At 62.2% G+C, this 16,955-nt stretch carries 18 protein-coding genes; 9 read left to right on the forward strand and 9 right to left on the reverse strand.

Annotation, left to right across the window (positions count from 1 at the left end; all coding sequences use genetic code 11):
• From FJ973_RS20470 to FJ973_RS20480, 3 genes are read left to right on the forward strand one after another with little or no spacing between them, the layout of a single operon-like run.
• Entirely contained in the window at nucleotides 1-552 is a 552-nt protein-coding gene (locus FJ973_RS20470; RefSeq protein ID WP_140557432.1) for a flavoprotein, read from the forward strand.
• Complete coding sequence (locus tag FJ973_RS20475) at nucleotides 545-1,939, forward strand: DUF6513 domain-containing protein (protein WP_140557434.1); 1,395 nt, start codon at nucleotides 545-547, stop codon at nucleotides 1,937-1,939. The genes FJ973_RS20470 and FJ973_RS20475 overlap by 8 nt, the downstream gene beginning before the upstream one ends.
• Nucleotides 1,940-2,524: a DUF447 domain-containing protein gene (locus tag FJ973_RS20480; protein WP_140524700.1), complete on the forward strand. Its 585-nt coding sequence runs from the start codon at nucleotides 1,940-1,942 to the stop codon at nucleotides 2,522-2,524.
• Between the two features lie 20 nt (nucleotides 2,525-2,544).
• Here the strand turns inward: FJ973_RS20480 and FJ973_RS20485 are convergent, their stop codons facing one another.
• On the reverse strand, nucleotides 2,545-3,591 hold the full coding sequence (locus tag FJ973_RS20485) for a hydantoinase/oxoprolinase family protein (protein WP_140557435.1): 1,047 nt from the start codon (nucleotides 3,589-3,591) through the stop codon (nucleotides 2,545-2,547).
• Between FJ973_RS20485 and FJ973_RS20490 the strand changes: the two genes are divergently transcribed.
• Nucleotides 3,541-4,332: a HisA/HisF-related TIM barrel protein gene (locus FJ973_RS20490; protein WP_140557437.1), complete on the forward strand. Its 792-nt coding sequence runs from the start codon at nucleotides 3,541-3,543 to the stop codon at nucleotides 4,330-4,332. The genes FJ973_RS20485 and FJ973_RS20490 overlap by 51 nt on opposite strands.
• Nucleotides 4,333-4,467: 135 nt before the next feature.
• Here the strand turns inward: FJ973_RS20490 and fae are convergent, their stop codons facing one another.
• From fae to FJ973_RS20525, 7 genes are all read right to left on the reverse strand, one after another.
• Entirely contained in the window at nucleotides 4,468-4,974 is a 507-nt protein-coding gene (gene fae / locus FJ973_RS20495; protein WP_140498176.1) for a formaldehyde-activating enzyme, read from the reverse strand.
• A 148-nt stretch (nucleotides 4,975-5,122) separates the two neighbouring features.
• A complete protein-coding gene (locus FJ973_RS20500; protein WP_140557439.1) occupies nucleotides 5,123-5,983 on the reverse strand; it encodes a triphosphoribosyl-dephospho-CoA synthase in 861 nt (286 codons plus the stop codon).
• A 15-nt stretch (nucleotides 5,984-5,998) separates the two neighbouring features.
• The gene (locus FJ973_RS20505) at nucleotides 5,999-6,946 is read right to left on the reverse strand and encodes a RimK family alpha-L-glutamate ligase (protein WP_140557441.1); all 948 of its coding nucleotides are present in this window, start codon (nucleotides 6,944-6,946) and stop codon (nucleotides 5,999-6,001) included.
• 51 nt (nucleotides 6,947-6,997) lie between these two features.
• Complete coding sequence (mch, locus tag FJ973_RS20510; protein WP_140515161.1) at nucleotides 6,998-7,954, reverse strand: methenyltetrahydromethanopterin cyclohydrolase; 957 nt, start codon at nucleotides 7,952-7,954, stop codon at nucleotides 6,998-7,000.
• Complete coding sequence (locus FJ973_RS20515) at nucleotides 7,951-9,012, reverse strand: ATP-grasp domain-containing protein (protein ID WP_246675909.1); 1,062 nt, start codon at nucleotides 9,010-9,012, stop codon at nucleotides 7,951-7,953. Before FJ973_RS20515 ends, mch begins: the two co-directional genes overlap by 4 nt.
• Before the next feature lie 46 nt (nucleotides 9,013-9,058).
• A complete protein-coding gene (locus FJ973_RS20520) occupies nucleotides 9,059-9,952 on the reverse strand; it encodes an NAD(P)-dependent methylenetetrahydromethanopterin dehydrogenase (protein ID WP_140557442.1) in 894 nt (297 codons plus the stop codon).
• A gap of 30 nt (nucleotides 9,953-9,982) precedes the next feature.
• A complete protein-coding gene (locus tag FJ973_RS20525) occupies nucleotides 9,983-10,954 on the reverse strand; it encodes a beta-ribofuranosylaminobenzene 5'-phosphate synthase family protein (RefSeq protein ID WP_140557444.1) in 972 nt (323 codons plus the stop codon).
• Between the two features lie 158 nt (nucleotides 10,955-11,112).
• Between FJ973_RS20525 and FJ973_RS20530 the strand changes: the two genes are divergently transcribed.
• The 5 genes from FJ973_RS20530 to FJ973_RS20550 all read left to right on the forward strand — a co-directional run bounded on the left by FJ973_RS20530 (nucleotide 11,113) and on the right by FJ973_RS20550 (nucleotide 16,048).
• Entirely contained in the window at nucleotides 11,113-11,493 is a 381-nt protein-coding gene (locus FJ973_RS20530; protein ID WP_140557446.1) for a 4a-hydroxytetrahydrobiopterin dehydratase, read from the forward strand.
• 118 nt (nucleotides 11,494-11,611) lie between these two features.
• Nucleotides 11,612-12,718 (forward strand): tungsten formylmethanofuran dehydrogenase, encoded by a 1,107-nt coding sequence (locus tag FJ973_RS20535; protein ID WP_140557448.1) that lies wholly within the window; start codon nucleotides 11,612-11,614, stop codon nucleotides 12,716-12,718.
• Nucleotides 12,712-14,343, forward strand: coding sequence for a formylmethanofuran dehydrogenase subunit A (locus FJ973_RS20540; RefSeq protein ID WP_140557449.1), 1,632 nt, complete (start codon nucleotides 12,712-12,714; stop codon nucleotides 14,341-14,343). The genes FJ973_RS20535 and FJ973_RS20540 overlap by 7 nt, the downstream gene beginning before the upstream one ends.
• Nucleotides 14,331-15,239, forward strand: a complete 909-nt coding sequence (gene fhcD, locus FJ973_RS20545) for a formylmethanofuran--tetrahydromethanopterin N-formyltransferase (protein WP_140557450.1) — start codon at nucleotides 14,331-14,333, stop codon at nucleotides 15,237-15,239. The genes FJ973_RS20540 and fhcD overlap by 13 nt, the downstream gene beginning before the upstream one ends.
• Nucleotides 15,236-16,048: a formylmethanofuran dehydrogenase subunit C gene (locus tag FJ973_RS20550; protein ID WP_140557451.1), complete on the forward strand. Its 813-nt coding sequence runs from the start codon at nucleotides 15,236-15,238 to the stop codon at nucleotides 16,046-16,048. The genes fhcD and FJ973_RS20550 overlap by 4 nt, the downstream gene beginning before the upstream one ends.
• A 124-nt stretch (nucleotides 16,049-16,172) precedes the next feature.
• Here the strand turns inward: FJ973_RS20550 and FJ973_RS20555 are convergent, their stop codons facing one another.
• Nucleotides 16,173-16,919, reverse strand: coding sequence for a GGDEF domain-containing protein (locus FJ973_RS20555; protein WP_140557452.1), 747 nt, complete (start codon nucleotides 16,917-16,919; stop codon nucleotides 16,173-16,175).
• Between the last annotated feature and the right edge of the window lie 36 nt (nucleotides 16,920-16,955).

Genomic DNA, 16,955 nt, shown 5'->3' on the forward strand with positions numbered 1-16,955 from the left:
ATGGTGAAGCTGCACGTGCCGCGCTGGGCGTGGGTTTTGACGGGGTCCGGGCATTTTTTCACGGAGAGCTTCGCACTTGTTCGCCAACTCGAACATTGCGATGTCTTCGTGTCGAAAGCCGCCAAAGAAGTGCTGCGCATGTACAAGCTCAAACTCGATTTTCCGGAGACGACGCGCGTGCTGCACGACAAGACGGCGAGCGCCATTCCCGTCGGCGAATTTTACCACGGCGTCTACCACACGGTCGTGGTGGCGCCTGCCTCGTCCAACACGGTTGCCAAATGCGTCTGGGGTATATCCGATACGCTTGCCACCAACGTCTTTGCGCAAGCCGGAAAGTGCCGCGTGCCGATCATCGTCTTTGCCTGCGACACCGCACCTGAACTCGAAACCATGGCACCGCATGGCCTGGTCAAAGTCTATCCGCGCAGGATTGACCTGGAAAACACCGAGCGGCTGAAGGGGTTCGAACGAACCCAGGTCGTCGAGTCGCTCGCCGACCTCAACGCGGCGGTTCAGCAACGCCGGGCCGAGCTGTCCGGCCATGGCTGAGCGGCTGGTCTTTCTCACGGGACATCTGGCCAAGGCACGGCTGGAAAAGCTGCTATCCGGTCTGGGTGAGACGGAGTTTTCGTGGGAGGTGGTCGACATAGGTGTCAAGGTCGCCGCACTGATGACCGAAGACATCATAAAGCGGCGTCTCATCGCGCCCAACGCCGTTGACCGTTTTATCCTGCCAGGGCGCTATCGCGGTGATATCGAGCAATTGTCGAACCATTTCGGCGTGCCCTTTGCGCGCGGTCCTGACGAGATCGCGGACCTGCCGGCCTTTCTCGGCCGTGTCGGCGAGCCGCCGGATCTTACGCGACACGATATGCGCATCTTCGCCGAGATCGTCGATGCGCCAATGCTGTCGATCGAAGCGCTCATGCTGCGGGCGGGGACGCTAACTGCCGCCGGCGCCGATGTCATCGATCTTGGCTGCCTGCCTGAAACGCCATTTCCGTTGCTGTCGGAGGCTGTGCGCGAGCTCAAGGCACAAGGATTTCAGGTCAGCGTCGATTCGGCCAGCGCGGACGAACTGTCGATCGGTGCGCGCGCCGGTGCGGACTATCTTCTCAGCCTCGACGAGAACACGCTGCCGTTAGTCTTCGGCCATGGGGCTACGGCAGTGTTGATCCCGTCCGCCCCCGGCGATCTGGATTCGCTTGGCCGCGCCATCGATGCGGCGCAAAGGGCTGGCATTTCCTTTATCGCCGATCCCGTGTTGGATCCGATCCACTTCGGCTTTGCCCAATCGCTCGGCCGCTTCGTCGAGGCGCGCCGCCGCTGGCCGGAGATCGAATTGCTGATGGGCACCGGCAATCTCACCGAGCTTACCGATGCCGACAGTTCCGGCGTTACGGCCGTTCTAACGGGCCTCTGCTCGGAGCTCGGGGTTCGAAACGTGCTAGCCGTGCATGTCAGCCCGCACACGGTGCGGACGATCGAGGAGCACGACATTGCCCGCCGCGTGATGTTTGCCGCCCGCAATGACGGTGCACTGCCGCGAAGCTATCACCCAGGCTTGCTGCAGATCCACGATCGCAAGCCTTTCACGGCCTCGACCGATGATATCGCTGCATTGGCGGCCGAGGTGCGCGACGCCAACTACCGTATCGCGGCAGCGGAGGACGGCATCCATATTTTCAATGGCAAAGGGCACGCGGTTGCCACGGGTGCGTTCGAATTCTTCGCCGCACTTGGCGTGGAGACCGACGGTGCGCATGCTTTCTATCTGGGCGCGGAACTGACGAAGGCCGAGATCGCGTGGCGCCTCGGCAAGCGCTATGTTCAGGACGAGCCGCTCGCATGGGGCGTTGCCGCACCGGCTCCCGAAACCGACCGTACCCGTCTTGCCGAACCGGGCGAAACGCTTCGCGCGAAGAAGGAGGGCTAGGTGCCTTACATTCGCGAGACAATCATCACCACTGTCGACAAGACAGGAAAGGTCCATATCGCGCCGATCGGCATAATCTCCGAAAAAGACGGCTGGGTCATCGCACCGTTTCGTCCCTCGGTTACGCTCGACAATCTGGCGGCGGTGCCGTTCGCCATCGCCAACTACACCGACGACGTGCGCGTCTTCGCTGGATGCCTGACCGGGCGCAAGGACTGGCCGACCGTTCCCCTTGAAGATTTTCTGGTTCCCCGGTTGGCGACTGCGCTGGCGCATTCGGTTCTCGAAGTCGAGAGCGTTGACGATGATGGCGTGCGCCCTCGCCATTTCTGCCGCGTGCTTCGAGAGGAAATGCATGCGCCCTTCACCGGCCTTAACCGTGCCAAGGCGGCTGTTCTGGAACTGGCCATCCTGGTCAGCCGGCTTGGCATGCTACCCCGCGACAAGATCGAGGCCGAGATCGCGTATCTTTCGATCTCTATCGAAAAGACAGCCGGCGCCGACGAACGGGAAGCCTGGGGTTGGCTGATGCAGCGTGTCAGCGATCACCTAGCCGCCAAAGGGTCCAGCAGCGGGGACGCGTGAGCGTGACGGCGCGAGCGCCGCTACGCTGCTTGTGATCGATATCCAGCCAGCAGCGCCACCGCCGATGCTGGTGCGGCGCGGCTGGCCTCGCCGCGAACAGCTTCATGAGCGGGGACGATGTCGGCGAAATCGACAAAGCGACGTTCCATGCGCTCGGCCAGCCGCCTGATCTGCCAGCGGCCCGTTCCGGCGCCGACGATCGGAACATCTTGAGCAAGACCCCAGGCAATCAGGGATGCTGCGTCGTGGATTTTCCGCAATTGCTGCTCGCTGAACCAGCGTGCGACTTCACCCCATTCCGGCGGCGAAAGTTCAGCGGCGTCGCGCCCGACCATGCGCGCCAGTCGCGCGATTGAGCCGTGGACCGTCTTTTCCTTGCCGTCGGCGGAAGGGTGCATGTCGTCCTCCTCATCGAGCACGCCCAGGATCCGGTGCGCGTCGGCGATCGAGGCGAAATACTCGTTCATCAATGGCGTCAGTCTTCGATGGACAGGAGCAGACGAGGCTACGCCGAACAGAAATGTCCTGGTAAATCCCGTATAGACCAGTTCGCCAGTCAGAAGCCGTCCTGCATCGGTGTACCCCTCATTGACGACGGCGCCATTCTTGATTGCGATAATGTCGGTGGTGGTGGAGCCCATGTCGACGAACAGGGCATCGCCGGCCAATTTTGCCACCAAAGAGGCTGTCGCGTGCCAGTTGGCGGAGGCGACATCGGTGCTCAGCCGCGCTGCCTGCTCGACCTCGACAAAGCCGGATGATCCGGCATAGATCAGCTTTTCGCCTGTGGGAAAACGGTTGGAAATCTGATCCAGCAGCGTCGTCACGCCGATATCGCGGGACGCAAAGATGTCCGACAGTTCGCCCGTCATGGTGAACGCGTTGAGATCGGCTTCCGCATAGATCGGAGCTGTTTCGTCGAGGGCCGAGGTCAGGCTGTGCAACCCTTGCCAGAGCGGCGTGGCGATCGTTACCGCGCCGACGATGCGGCCGCCTTGCGCGCGCGTCACCTTCAGATGCGCGCCGCCAATGTCGAAGCCCGCAATGATGCTCTTTCTTTTTTCCACACTTCAAGCTTTCATGACAGCAGTTGGTCGGCGAGAAAAACGTTGCGCATCATTCCGGTTCTCGACTTGAAAGGCGGCGAGGTCGTTCGCGCCCAGCAAGGAAAACGCGATCGCTACCGGCCGATCGTTACCCCGCTCAGCCGAAGTTCCGATGTCCTCGCCGTCGCCGAAGGGTTGCGCACGCTTTATCCCTTTTCGACCTTCTACATCGCCGATCTGGACGCCATCGGAGGCGGTACTCCAAACAGCGACGCACTTGCCCGGCTGAGGGCGATGACGCAGCCGCCTGAGCTCTGGGTCGATGCCGGCGTAGCAGACAGGAAAACGCTTCTGGCGGCGCTCGCTGAACATTCGGTTTACCCGGTGTTGGGCTCCGAATCGCAGCAGGACGATGTGCTGCTCCGGCATTTTCGCGATCATCCCGATCTCATCCTGTCCCTTGACTTCTTTGGCGATGATTTTTGCGGACCGCGTTCTCTTCTCGCTGAGCCCGAGCTTTGGCCGCAAAAGGTGATCGTCATGACGCTGGCCAAAGTCGGTGCGGCCGCCGGCCCGGACTTCAGGCGGCTGGAGGAGGTCAAGGCCAAGGCGGGAAGTCGCGCGGTCATCGCGGCCGGCGGCGTCCGCGATGACAGCGATATCCACGCATTGTCAGCGATGGGCATCGCCGCAGCGCTGGTCGCAACCTCACTGCACAACGCCACGCTCACACCTAGTCACCTGGCGTCGCTCGGCGCCTGATCACAGTTGCTCCTTACCCCCGAAAGGCGGGCGCCCTTCGGGAGTGTCGCTTCAAAAGCCCAGAACCCTTTTCAGCCGGCGCAACAGACCATCCGTTTCGGAAGATGGCTTTTCCTGTGCGGGGCTGTCTCTTGTCTAGGCCGCGAACGGATGCTTGACGTTGTCGCGCTGAGCGGTGGCTTCGGCGGCGGTCGGGGTTCCTGCGATAGCGCGCTGGATAGCCTCCTTTGTCGCCTCATAGTTGTATTTCTGGATCTTGGCGTCGTCGGCCGCGTCCCAATGGATGAATACGCCAACGCAAATGAACACGTCGTCCGCTTCGTTTGCCGGAATTGTCCCGTCCGCGACGCTGTCCTGCACTGCCTTTGCAACGGCGTGCTGCGCTGGGCCGAACATCTGTACAGCCTGCTTGGCGCCCTTGATCGTGACCTTGTTGAACATCACCGTATTGGGCTTGCATTGAAGATTGGGCGCGATCACCGCCAAAAGCGAGGTAAAACCGTCCTTGTTGTTGGTAAGCGCGTTGCAAAATGCCGTTTCGACTGCGCTCCCTCGCGGCCCGATGAGCAGGTCGACATGCGCGACTTCGTTGCCGTCCCCGACCAGCGATTCACCGACCATTACCTTCGAGATTTTTGCCATGCCAATTTCCTCCAAGACACAATTATGATGTCCACGGACGCTGCAACCGAGCAGGCGCTCGATGGACAGCTATCCTTGTTGGCAGCGCCCGGATTGCCCGGACCGGTTGGCTAGATAGCCGCGGAAGCACAGCTCCCACTTTTGGAAGTCAAGCACCAACGCCGCGATTATGCAAGCGAGTGCCTAGAGTGTGGACTAAAAGAGTAGCCACGGTCAGATCGGCCGAGGTGCCGGGGTTTACTTTGTCCGCCTTCAGCCGGCGGTCGAACTCCATGAGCAGGCGAATGCGTGACGGCTCGTCGCCGTTGGCATGGAGCGTCGCCTGAACGGAAAGAGCGTCCTGTCGCGCCTGATTTGCGACTTCAATTCCGTGATTGCGCACCACGTGACTGTCGGGGAAGCCTGCGAGAAACGCCATATAGGCGAACACGGTCGGCCACATGCCGCTTTCTCCGCGAGCTAGCGCCCCTACCAGCGCGGCCAGCCCTACCCCGAACACGTCGCCGAAACAGGTGTCATACTGGCGGGCGATCATATCGCGGTCGGCAGCCTCCCGCATTGCTTCCAAGAGATGAACCTTCGGCTCCTGCCGCACATCATTCGCGGCATCTCCCAGGCCGCCTGGCGCTGCCATGGCGATCGCCTCGAACACTGCCCTGGTATCGTCCATGCTCAACGCGCGCAGCAGCGAGTCGAGATTGTCCTGCAAGCTGCCACTCCTCATTTCGGCGGCGCCTATCAGAGGCCCCGCCAGGAGGATGATACCGAGATTGGTATTGGTTGCTACCGCCACACGTGTCGCACGCACCGCCTCCAGCATGCGTCGCCCGGCCGAGAAGCGAGGATCGGTCAGCGGCTCGGACGAAACCTCGGCACTTATCATGAACTGAGCGGCGGACATGCCGTGTCCGTCGGCGAACAGGTGGACATTGCCCGGCTTCAGAGCTTCGATCTCCATCCGGCAGGCATCCTTGTAGCTAGCCCGGAGGCGTTCACGCGATAACGTCATCCTGCCGCCGCTCCGTTACGAATTCGCCGGCGCGGTGAAACGGAAGGGCCGCGGCACGGCGGTCGCTTCGGTGCGGTCGGCCAGGAATTTCAGCAGGGCATCGGCGATCGCTTCGGCGATGTTCACAGCGACCACCGATTGCAGTCCTGACCAGGCGGGCATGCTGTTCACCTCGAGTACGAACAAGCTGCCATCGTCGGCTCGCACGATGTCCACGCCGGCGAAATCCGCGTCGACGGCAGCCGACGCGGCGACAGCCAGCGATGCCAGCTCAGCCTTGCCAGGTCCCGAAACCGGCTCCGGCACGCCACCCCGGTTGACGTTCGTGATCCAGTCGTCGCTGCTGCGGCTCATCATCGCCACGGTTTCGCCGGCGCAGACAAAAACGCGGAAATCCCGGAAAGGCGGGCCGGCGCGCGACACATAATGCTGGAGATAGTAGACGCTGTTCACCTCGTCTGCGGCGGGAAGGTCGGAGAGCGTACGGATCAGCCTTATCCCGCGGCCTTGCGCCCCGAACAATGGTTTCAGCACCAGCGGTCCCTTCGGAAGCTCTTGCGCCGCGATCTCCTTGGCGGCGGCAAGTCCTTCGACGGCGAATGTCGGTGGCGTTGCCAGACCGGCATTTTTCAAGAGGAAAGTCGTCATCGACTTGTCGACGCAGCGTTCGACCGCCTGCGCCGAATTCCACACGGGAACCGACAGCCGGCTCAGCGCGTGCAGTACCCCGAGGCGCCGGGTGATCGCTTCGAACGATCCGGCGGCGATCGAACGGACGAGCACGGCATCGGGCAGCGCACCGCCGAAACCGGGGATCGAAAGTCCGCCCGGGCTGCCGGTGTCGAACGCGATCGCCGCCAGCGGCACGGTTGCAACAATAGCGCCCCGTCGACCAAGCCTTGCCGCGAGGCCACTTGAGCCGGTGTCCGAATTGTCGCTGACGATCAGGATGCGAGGGATCATGTGGTGCCTCGGATATGGCGGATGACGGACGGGTCTCTTTGCGCCGCCATGCTAACCGAGGCTCCGTTCGAGCATCTTTGGATCACGCCGGCCAGCGCGAAACGTATCGCCGGTTTCGATCGCCGTCACGATCACTTCGGCCGGGCTGAACAACAGTGGATCGATGGCATAGAAATCCCCCTTGAACCGCTTGAAGATCTCGGCAAAGGGTTGGCCGTAGTCCCGTGAGGCGCGGCTCGGAAGTTTCTCCGCGAGGTTGCTGGCCTCTTTTGCCGACCCTTTTACGAAGAGCTGGACGCTGCCGCCATAGATGATGGCATCGTTCGTTCTGCCCATGGCGGTCAGGAAATCCGGGTGGGGGGCGGGGATTGGCGCCGCTCCGATGCCGTCGACGACGTTCTCCAGCGGAAATTTGAGATCGTTGGCCTTGTGCAGGGCAACCTCGAGCGCGCGCGCAACGATCTGCAGGCTGCCGGCAAGGCTTTGCGTCGGCGCGTAGAGGAAGGTGAGCTTGTCGGTTGCCAGTCCGGTTGCCTTGCTCACTTTCTCGACGATTGCTGGGGGAGGCGGTTTGGCAGTCTCCAGGATAAGCACGGCGGACGATGCGGTGTCTCGATAGGAAAGCGCGTCGAACAGGGGTTCGACGCGGGCGAGTGCCCGCGCCGGTCCCGATCCCATGGCGAAATAGTCCTGGGCAGACAGGTTCCAGCCCGCATATTGACTGCCTAGGCAGGCTAGTACCGGCTGCGACGAGCGCACCTCGACGGTGAACGGCCATTTCCGCTCCGTGCGGTCCATAAACACCGAAACGCTGCCGAGACCGCCCATCGCCGCCTCCGCCATGCGCAGCCCGGCCTCGACGCTGCCGGGCGCCTTGGCGCCGACATCGATAAGGAGCTCGCCCAAGGTTCCCTTGGAAGCGGCGATCCGCAGCCGTTCGGCGTCGCTGATCATGCCGTCAGCGATGCGCTGTGCATTGTCGTTCAGGAATGCCGAACCGTCTTTCATGTCCGGTCTCCTTCCCATTGGCGTTGCAACCGGCGGGCTTGCCCCTTGATGAGCCGCCTGGTCAAATCGGCGTTCGGACCGCGCGCGAAGACGGTGCAGACGGGGTCGCCGGCAATCAGAGGGGTGCCGGGCGACTGATGGTCAGCGGTCCATTCGGGCCACGCAATCGACGGAAACCGCGCGATTGGCGTCGCGGCGTAGGTCACCATTGAAGCCATCGAATCGACGAAGCATGGCAAACGGTAAGTTCCGCCGGTTGCAGCTCGCAGATGTGCTTCGATCAGCGGCGCGTCGGCCTCGTCAAAAATGTCCAGCGTGGCGCCTGGCCGCGGATTGATCTCGATGAGCTTGTAGCCATCCGATCCGCGAATGAGATCGGCGCTGCACAATCCAACCAGGCCGGCACGGCGCGTCAGGGCTGAAAGCCAGCCGCCGATGACCGCCGCCTGCTTGCGGTCGAAGCGTCTCAGCCGCACGGCCCCGCCATAGCGGTAGGGCGCCGTGGAGACGGGGGAAGTCCATTGTTGGCTGAAGCCGACGATGCGCGCGGCCTGGCCGTCGCCGACGAACAGGGCCGAGATGCTGCGTCCGGCGACGAAACGCTGGAAATAGCGGCCGGTGGTCTGGCTTTCTCCGGCCGCCTGTCTGATATGCCCACCCCCGGCGCCGCCCAAGGTCTTGGCCACCCAGCTGTCTGGCTCAGGCGGTCGATCCCACCGGAATTCCGGATGTGGGATGCCGAGTTCGGCACAATCCGCGGCCAGCAATTGCGGGTCCTTGATCCTGCTGATCGCCGCGCCGCGATTGCCGGCAAGCGGAAAATGGCGAGCGACGGCGTCGACAGTCTCCGTCATCCGCTCAAAACCCGAGCCCAGGACGACGGCGACCGGCTGGTCTTCGCCGACCAGGTCCCGAAGCGTCTCGATGATGCGCTCGCCGTCGATGCCGTCCTGTAGGTTGCCCGGCAGCTTGGTCGTTCGTTCTGCCAGCGCAACCGTATCGGTATCGCAGAAGAAATCAGCGACCAACGGACGGTAGCCCGCACGCCGCGCAGCCATGGCCAATGCCCGGCCTGAAATCGCCGCGATCAGCAGAGATCTGGCGCTATTTGGCAATCTCGCGTGCAAGGGAAAACGCTTCCTGGAAATCGAGCGCGATCGTTTTTTCGGATTCGATCATTCTTTTGAAAAGGCCAGACTCGACCTTATATTTGACGTTGCCGATGGCAAGCGGGCCAATCCCGACGACCTTTGCCGCTTCTAGCGGGTCGCCATTGGCATTGACGGCCAATCCTTCGATGCCTGCGGGCGGGACCGCGTTGACGTCGGCGGCGATAAGCAAGCCGCTTCCTCTCAACTGGGCCTTTGAAACCACCTGGACGCCGGCTTTCGCACAAGCCAGTATGACCTCACTTGCTTCGACCAGATCGGCTTTCCGGGCATTGGTCGATCCGTCAGCCGCATCGACACCGATCTTGAATCGGCTTTTGATCTCGGCAGCGATCTGCTTCACCCTTTCGATGCCGTCATGGCCGACAAGCGTGACGCGGGCGCCCTCCCTTGCCGCGATGACGGCGGTGCAGAAGCCAACCACGCCGGTGGCGCCGAAAACAGCCACCCTCGTGTCCTTCAGCCCGCGCTCGAATTTCTTCTCCAACGCCTTCTCGACCTTGGCCACCATCGCCGCGGCCGTGGTGAACGAGCCGGCCGGGTCGGCAAATACCGAAACCTGGAAAGGCGGCACCATCGCCTTCTTCGCGGCATCGAACATGTCGAGCGCCAACGAAGCATCCTTCCCGGCGATAAAGATGCCGGTATCGACACCCGCATCCGGCGGGCGCGAAAAGATCGCGTCCTGAACCAGGCCTGTCACCTCACCAAGATCGACATCGACATAGGGGACCACGCTGTCGAAGCCAGCGTCGAGCGCCATGTTCACGTCGAACGGGCTCATGTGCTTCAACGGCGTCAGCATATGCAGGATATGTTTGCGGGCCATTTCTCGCCTTTCTGCTTGGAATCTGAAGCGTCAGCTGCCGACGAGACCGAGTCCGGTCGAACTGATCTTCGCGCCGGAGTTCCTGCCTTTGACGATCTTGATCTGAAGGCCGTCTTCAACGGTTATCTTCTGAACCGCGCCGACGAATTTGAGCGCGGCGTCATGCGACGGCGCGAAGGCAAACCCTGTGGGTCCCCAGGAACTCTGGCCGATCCCGACGGCGCCCGCTTTATTGAGACGGTGAGCGACCATCTCGACCCGCTTTGAGGTGAACACACCGCCCTGCGCCGGAGCGAAATGGCTGCCGATCAGCATCTGTATCGCGGTGACGGCAGCGCCGAATGCCGCAAGATCGCGCTCGACCAAGGCCGGCATGATACCCATCAGTACCCTCCGGCAGATCTCGCCGCTGCCCGCCGTCGGGAAGGGTGGCAGTGAACGGAACGCCGCGACCTCGGCCTCGCCATGCAGTCCATGCCCGGCATGGTCGAGGATGAGGATGACGCGCCATTCTTCGGGAAACGGCAGCCGCGCCACGACCGGAGGCGGTCCGGCACGCTCGTCCTTGCCCGCGTCGACAATCACGCCGCCGTCTTCGAAACTTGCGATGCCGATTCCAGATCGGCCGCCTCGTTCGAGCAGGGTCGCGTCGCCGGCGACATCGAGAGGCAGGTTGTGGAGCGTTCGCAATGCAGAGGCGACGGCAAGGGCGATCTGCGTGCCGGACCCAAGGCCGGCGTGACTCGGGATCGACTGTTCGATCACCAAATGGTGCTGGCCGCGAATGCCGAGATGCCTGCAGAGCGTCGACAAGTGCTCACCGGCGCGAACGCTCTCGGAACCTTCGACTATGGTCTCGCCGGACCGCGACAGGGTGACAACGGTTTCGGGTTCACTCAACGGAAGCCCAACGCTGCCAAAGCGACGTCCGGCATCGCCATTGAGATCGAGGAAGCCAAGGTGAAGGCGAGCGGGCACTCGTACGGTAACAAAATTCGACATCTGCCCCCCGATGGGTGCATCATGGATGCATCATGGAAGTTTAGGTGCCCGCCACGATGATAACTGTTTTCGTCGAGGGAGCAAGCCAAAGAGAGTGCATTCAATGTTTCTGCTTTGGCCTGTCGTGTTGACGGACCGAGCAATTCGGGGAGGTCGAGATGAGCGAAACGGTCAAGGAGAAGGTCTATTCGGACGCCGAGATTGCCGACCGGCTTGAGAAGGAGCTGCCGAAATGGCGCTACGAAAACGGCTGGATCCGGCGCAAATACAAGACCCACAGTTGGAAGTCGACGCTGATGGTCGTCAACACGGTTGGCCATCTCGCCGAGGCGGCGTGGCACCATCCCGATATCACCGCTTCCTATGCCTGGGTCGAGGTACGCCTGATGAACCACGCGGCGAAGGGTATCACCGACAAGGACTTCGAGTTGGCGAGAAAGATCGAGGACGTTGTCCAGTGGCAGCCGGCCAAGGAAGGCGGAGCGCTGGAGGGAACTCCGGCGACTGATCAACGCTTCGCTTACATCAAATATGATTAAGCGCGGTCGGAGTTTGTTGATAGCGTATGAAAACATTCGTTAATCTGCTGGCAAGCGGGGTTCACGGCCAATCCAGTTTCGTCTAGGATCGGGCCGGCACCAGAAAGTAGTGTAGCGAATGGCGGTTGCTTGGATAGGCAACCGGGAAGCGCTGGTCGAGCGCGCGGCTGCGCATGCCGCGTCGCTGTTATCGTCAAGCCGGTGCCCGGTTTTCAGCTTTGATACGGACATACACGGCACGAGGGCGGCGATCGCGCTGGCCGAGCGGCTTGGCGCGGCATACGATCACACCGACGGCGCGGCACTTGCCCGAGAGACCATGCTTTTTACCGACAGGGGCGCGATGACCGTCGCCCCTGGGGAGACGCGCCGGCGTGCCGATATCGTGGTGATCGTGGGCGAACTCGCACAAACCCATCATGACCTTGTTGCCGAACTCGCTGGCACGGTTCCCGATCTCTCGACCAGGCCCGATCTCTCGACCGGGAATGAGCGCGAGTTCTTCCTGGTGGGATCGAACGGAGTGTCCGTGCCGCCGTTGAAAAACGGGCGCAAGGCAACGCTCCTTTCCTGTGGCCAGGCTAGCCTCGGCGCCACGCTGGCGGCGCTGAGGGCGCAGTACAAGGGGCGGCAAACATCGCGACCGGTGTCGAACTTCAACGATTTCGCCAAGGCTCTGGCGGCTGCGCATTTTCCCGTGTTCCTGTTTTCAGGCCATGCGACCGATGGGTTGGCGTTGGAGATGCTGCAGGGGCTGATCGCCGATCTCAATCGCAAATCACGTGCATCTGGCCTTCATCTGCCCGCGAGCGAAAACGGGTGGGGAAGCGTGCTCGCCTCGACCTGGATGACAGGTTTTCCATTGCGCACGGGCTTTGCGCGGGGCTTCCCGGAATTCGATCCCTGGCGTTACGATGTGGCGCGCATGATCGCCGCCGGCGAAGCCGACCTGCACCTGCGGATCTCCGCCACGGTTGCCCAACTCCCGAGAAAAAGAGGACGCATGGCACTGATTGCGCTGGCTAAAACGGAAGAGCCGGTCACAGGCGCCGCGGTCACCATCGCCATTGGCGAAGCTGGGGTCGATCACGATGCGGTTGTCTATTCCAGCCGTACCGGCTCGCTGAAGTCGACTGATACCCGCGCTGCTTCGAAATTGCCCTCCGCCGCGACGATCATTCGCCTGGTCGCCAGTCGGGTTTTCGCCGAGGCATTGCCATGCTGACGAAAATTGCCAACGGCGACATCGTCGACCCCGTCAACAGCCGTCTCGGCAAGGGCGACCTGTGGATCAAGGACGGCAAGATCGTCGCGGCGCCGGCTGAGGGGGTGGCCGACCGGACCATCGAAGCCGCCGGCTGCATCGTGATGGCGGGCGCCATCGACATCCACTCCCACATTGGCGGCGGTAACGTGAATACCGCGCGGCTTCTCTTGCCCGAACAGCATGCCGCCCATCAGGCCCGACCGGCGACCACGCCGCTCTCCAATGCCGGCTGGTCGACCTTCCAGACCGGCTGTCTCTACGCCAAGATGGGCTTCACGACGGTCGTCGAACCGGCGATGTCGCCGGGATCTGCACTCCACACCCATCTCGAGCTGGCCGACATCCCGATCATCGACAAGGCGACGCTCGCCATTCTCGGCAACGACGACTTCCTGCTGTCAATGATCCGTGACGCCGCCACACCTCAAATGATCGAGGACTATGTCGCCTGGACGGTCGCCTCGACGCGAGCGCTCGGGGTCAAGGTGATCAACGCCGGTGCAGCGGCCGCCTTCAAGGAAAACGCACGCACGTTCGCGCTGGACGATGTGGTGCCTTCCTACGGCGTCAGCTCGCGCAACATCGTCAAGACGCTGCAGGCCGCCGTCGACAATCTTGGCCTGCCGCATCCTTTGCATGTCCATTGCAACAATCTGGGCATCCCCGGATCTGCGGACACGGCGGCCGCGACGATTGCGGCGGCGGATGGGCTGCCGATGCACCTCGCCCACCTCCAGTTCTATGGCTATGGCACGGAAGGAAAGCGCAGATTTTCCTCCGCCGCCGCGCGGCTTGCCGAGCTTATCAACACGACTCCGGAAGTCACCATCGATATCGGTCAGGTGATGTTCGGCCAGACGGTCACGGTCTCCTCCGACGTCATGCGGCAGTTCTCGGCGCGGGGCAGTGCGCATCCGAAAAAGTCCGTCATTCATGACGGGGATGGCAATGGCGGCGGCATCGTGCCCTACAGCTATGGCAAGGACTTCTATGGCACGATGCAGTGGGCGATCGGGCTCGAGCTTTTTCTCCTCATCGACGATCCCTGGCGTGTGTTCTTCACCACCGATCACCCCAACGGTGCACCCTTTACCGCTTATCCGGCTCTGTTCGAGCTGCTGATGAGGCGGGAAGCACGCACCGAAATGGCCGCTGGACTTTCACGATCCGCGTTAGCGCTCTCTACCCTGTCCGCAATCGACCGCGAATACACGTTCGAGGAAATCGCCATCATGACGCGTGCAGCGCCGGCCAGGCTGCTCGGGTTGACGGATCGAGGCCATCTCGGCGTCGGCGCGATCGCCGACATCGCTGTCTATCGCAGGAACGAAAGTATCGCGAAAATGCTCGGACAGGCGGCTTATGTTTTCAAGGATGGCGATCTCGTCGTGCAGGACGGGGAGATCATCCATTACCGCTGGGGCAAGGCCCTCAGGCTTAATCCACCTGTGGACAAGGCGATGGTGCGGCGTCTGGAGGACTATCACCAGCAGCGCTACGGCCTGTCCTTGGATTGGTTCAATTTCCCGGATTCCGCTATTGCGCGTGAACAGCCATTCGGCGAGGTGCCATGCCGAACGTGAGCGTAAATGGCGTAACGATCGACGATACTTTTGCCGAAGCCTTTGGGATGCGGGCAACCGCCATCATCATCACCGCGCCGAACCGGAAATGGGCACGGCAGGCGGCGATCACGATGACCGGCTTCGCCACCTCGGTAATCGGTTGCGGCTGCGAAGCGGCAATCGATGCCGACCTGCCGCCGTCAGCCACCCCGGATGGCCGGCCCGGCTGCCGCGTGATGATCTTCGCGATGGGAACCGATGAATTGCAGAAGCAACTGCTCAATCGCGTCGGGCAGTGTGTTTTGACTTCGCCGGGCTCCGCCTGCTTTGCCGGGCTGGAGGGCAGCGCTAAGCTCAAGCTCGGTTCGGCACTGCGTTATTTCGGCGACGGCTGGCAAATCTCCAAGAAGATCGGCGACAGGCATTTCTGGCGCATTCCCGTCATGGATGGTGAATTCCTCTGCGAGGCAACAACCGGACTGACGAAGGAAGCCGTCGGCGGCGGCAATTTCTTTGTCATGGCCGAAAGCAGCGCCAACGCATTGGTCGCGGCCGAGGCCGCGGTCGCCGCGATCGGAATGGTGCCCGGTGCCATCGTGCCGTTCCCGGGCGGCATCGCCCGTTCGGGTTCCAAGATAGGTGGCAAATACAAGGGCATGATCGCCTCGGCCAACGAAGCCTACGCGCCGACACTGCGCGGTGTGGTTGCGAGTGAGCTAGGCCCCGACATCAACGCCGTCCTGGAAATCGTCATTGATGGTGAGACCAATGATGCCGTTGCCGCGGCGATGAAGGCCGGCATCAACGCCGTCATCCAGATCGGACCGAAGAAAGGCGCGGTTCGCATCGGCGCCGGCAATTACGGCGGCAAGCTCGGTAAGTTCATCTATTCGCTGAAGGATATGTTGCCATGAAGGCGCTGACCTTCACTCTTGTTGCCGAACCGCCTGAGCGCCTCGACCTGTCGCCGCTGACGCCGGAGCGGCTTGCTGGGAGCGAAAGACGGGATATCGAAAAAATCCGGATCGGCATGTCGAAGCACGGATCGAAGGTGGGCGACATTTTTCGCCTCGCCGGCAGCGATCCGCTAAGCATCGTGTTCGAAGGTGGAAGCACGCGCCTCGACCGGGTGGCGCAAGGCATGGGAGGTGGATCGGTTCGCGTGATCGGCAATACTGGCGCGCAGGCCGGGCGCGCCATGCGCGGCGGCAAGCTGACGATCGAAGGCAATGCGGGGCCGCACGCCGGCTCTGGCATGCGCGGCGGCAGGCTGGAGATAACAGGTAATGCCGGCGATCACCTTGGTGCGCCGCTCGTCGGCGAACTGGCCGGCATGAATGGCGGCGTGCTGATCGTCAGGGGCAGGGCGGGCGCCTTCGCCGCGGACCGGATGCGGCGCGGTCTGATCTCGGTGCTGAAAGGCTCGGGCGACTATGCCGGCAGCCGCATGATCGCAGGCACGCTGGTGGTAGCCGGTGGCATCGGTGAAATGCCCGGCTACCTGATGCGTCGCGGTTCGATCCTTCTTGATCGCGCGCCAGGACATCTGTCGCCGAGCTTCGTCGAGTGTGGCGCGCCCGAGAGCGTTTTTGCCACCATCATCGATCGTCATCTGATCGCAGAAGGCATTTTGAAACGGCCGCTGCTGGGGAGCGCACCACATAAATATGGCGGCGACAACGCGGTGCTTGGAATGGGCGAGGTTCTCTTTCCGCGCCGATGAGGTTTCCGGCAACGAGATCGATCAAATGCTTGTGCCTGTCGAGCGGCCCTGCTCGCTGAGCTTTAGGAATGTGTCCAAACGTCGATTTGCCGCCAGGTATTGGCTTCGGTCACGTTACACCGGGCTATTGGAGACCTGCAGGGCGCGTTTCGGCAGGTGCGCGGGCGGATAATTGCGCTTCCGCTGAGCGAAACATGTCCTCGAATGCAAGCTCGGTTTCAAACACGGTGCTTCCAAGGCTGATCGCCAGAACGTCCTCGGTCCCCTTGGGCGCGAAATAGACCCGCGCGACGCTTGCCCGAATGCGCTCGCCAATTTCCGCGGCCTCCGCTTCGGTCGTACCTGAAAGAAAGACCCCGAACATCGATGTTCCTATGCGACCTACCATATCCTCCTTGCGGACCGCAGACTGAATGGCCGAGGCGACGAGCCGCAAGGCCTCATCGCCCCAATCTGGACCGTAGCGAAGATTTATGGAGCGAAGGTGTTCGGCATGAATCACTAGGAAGGCGCCGGCGCGCGGCCCTGGCGCTGACGGCCTGGCCGCGCGCCGCTCGACCATCGAGGTGAAAACCGGGCCGTTCAGGCAGCCTGTCACCCTGTCATAGGTCTCGGCCCTGTTGAGCTCCCGCCGGTAGCCGCGGATCTGGGCCTGCTTCAAGCCGATCAATACGAAAAGCGGCAGACCGATGATCAGAGGCAGCAGCACCGCAGTGACCATGCTGCGCCCGAACGGCGTCAAGACATCGCTGAACAACAGCAGGTAATTGAGGCCCACGGAGAGGGCAAGGCTGCCAACGGTCCCCAGGAAGGCGAGCCACGCGACACCCTTCCATACCGGCTCGGTGGCGGTCGTTTCGGCTTGTGCCATTACCAATCTCCTGTCAGATCGGCGAGCATAGCGCCG

This window comes from Mesorhizobium sp. B2-1-3, assembly GCF_006442495.1.
In the GTDB taxonomy this organism is placed as follows: domain Bacteria; phylum Pseudomonadota; class Alphaproteobacteria; order Rhizobiales; family Rhizobiaceae; genus Mesorhizobium.

Coding starts and splice junctions, on each gene's coding strand:
- FJ973_RS20530 (WP_140557446.1), top strand. CDS start 11,113: ATGAGCGAAACGGTCAAGGAGAAGGTCTATTCGGACGCCGAGATTGCC.
- FJ973_RS20520 (WP_140557442.1), bottom strand. CDS start 9,952: ATGGCCCGCAAACATATCCTGCATATGCTGACGCCGTTGAAGCACATG.
- FJ973_RS20475 (WP_140557434.1), top strand. CDS start 545: ATGGCTGAGCGGCTGGTCTTTCTCACGGGACATCTGGCCAAGGCACGG.
- FJ973_RS20550 (WP_140557451.1), top strand. CDS start 15,236: ATGAAGGCGCTGACCTTCACTCTTGTTGCCGAACCGCCTGAGCGCCTC.
- FJ973_RS20505 (WP_140557441.1), bottom strand. CDS start 6,946: ATGATCCCTCGCATCCTGATCGTCAGCGACAATTCGGACACCGGCTCA.
- fhcD (WP_140557450.1), top strand. CDS start 14,331: ATGCCGAACGTGAGCGTAAATGGCGTAACGATCGACGATACTTTTGCC.
- mch (WP_140515161.1), bottom strand. CDS start 7,954: ATGAAAGACGGTTCGGCATTCCTGAACGACAATGCACAGCGCATCGCT.
- FJ973_RS20535 (WP_140557448.1), top strand. CDS start 11,612: ATGGCGGTTGCTTGGATAGGCAACCGGGAAGCGCTGGTCGAGCGCGCG.
- FJ973_RS20490 (WP_140557437.1), top strand. CDS start 3,541: ATGCGCGCCGCCAATGTCGAAGCCCGCAATGATGCTCTTTCTTTTTTC.
- FJ973_RS20515 (WP_246675909.1), bottom strand. CDS start 9,012: ATGGCTGCGCGGCGTGCGGGCTACCGTCCGTTGGTCGCTGATTTCTTC.
- FJ973_RS20500 (WP_140557439.1), bottom strand. CDS start 5,983: ATGACGTTATCGCGTGAACGCCTCCGGGCTAGCTACAAGGATGCCTGC.
- FJ973_RS20470 (WP_140557432.1), top strand. CDS start 1: ATGGTGAAGCTGCACGTGCCGCGCTGGGCGTGGGTTTTGACGGGGTCC.
- FJ973_RS20540 (WP_140557449.1), top strand. CDS start 12,712: ATGCTGACGAAAATTGCCAACGGCGACATCGTCGACCCCGTCAACAGC.
- FJ973_RS20555 (WP_140557452.1), bottom strand. CDS start 16,919: ATGGCACAAGCCGAAACGACCGCCACCGAGCCGGTATGGAAGGGTGTC.
- FJ973_RS20525 (WP_140557444.1), bottom strand. CDS start 10,954: ATGTCGAATTTTGTTACCGTACGAGTGCCCGCTCGCCTTCACCTTGGC.
- fae (WP_140498176.1), bottom strand. CDS start 4,974: ATGGCAAAAATCTCGAAGGTAATGGTCGGTGAATCGCTGGTCGGGGAC.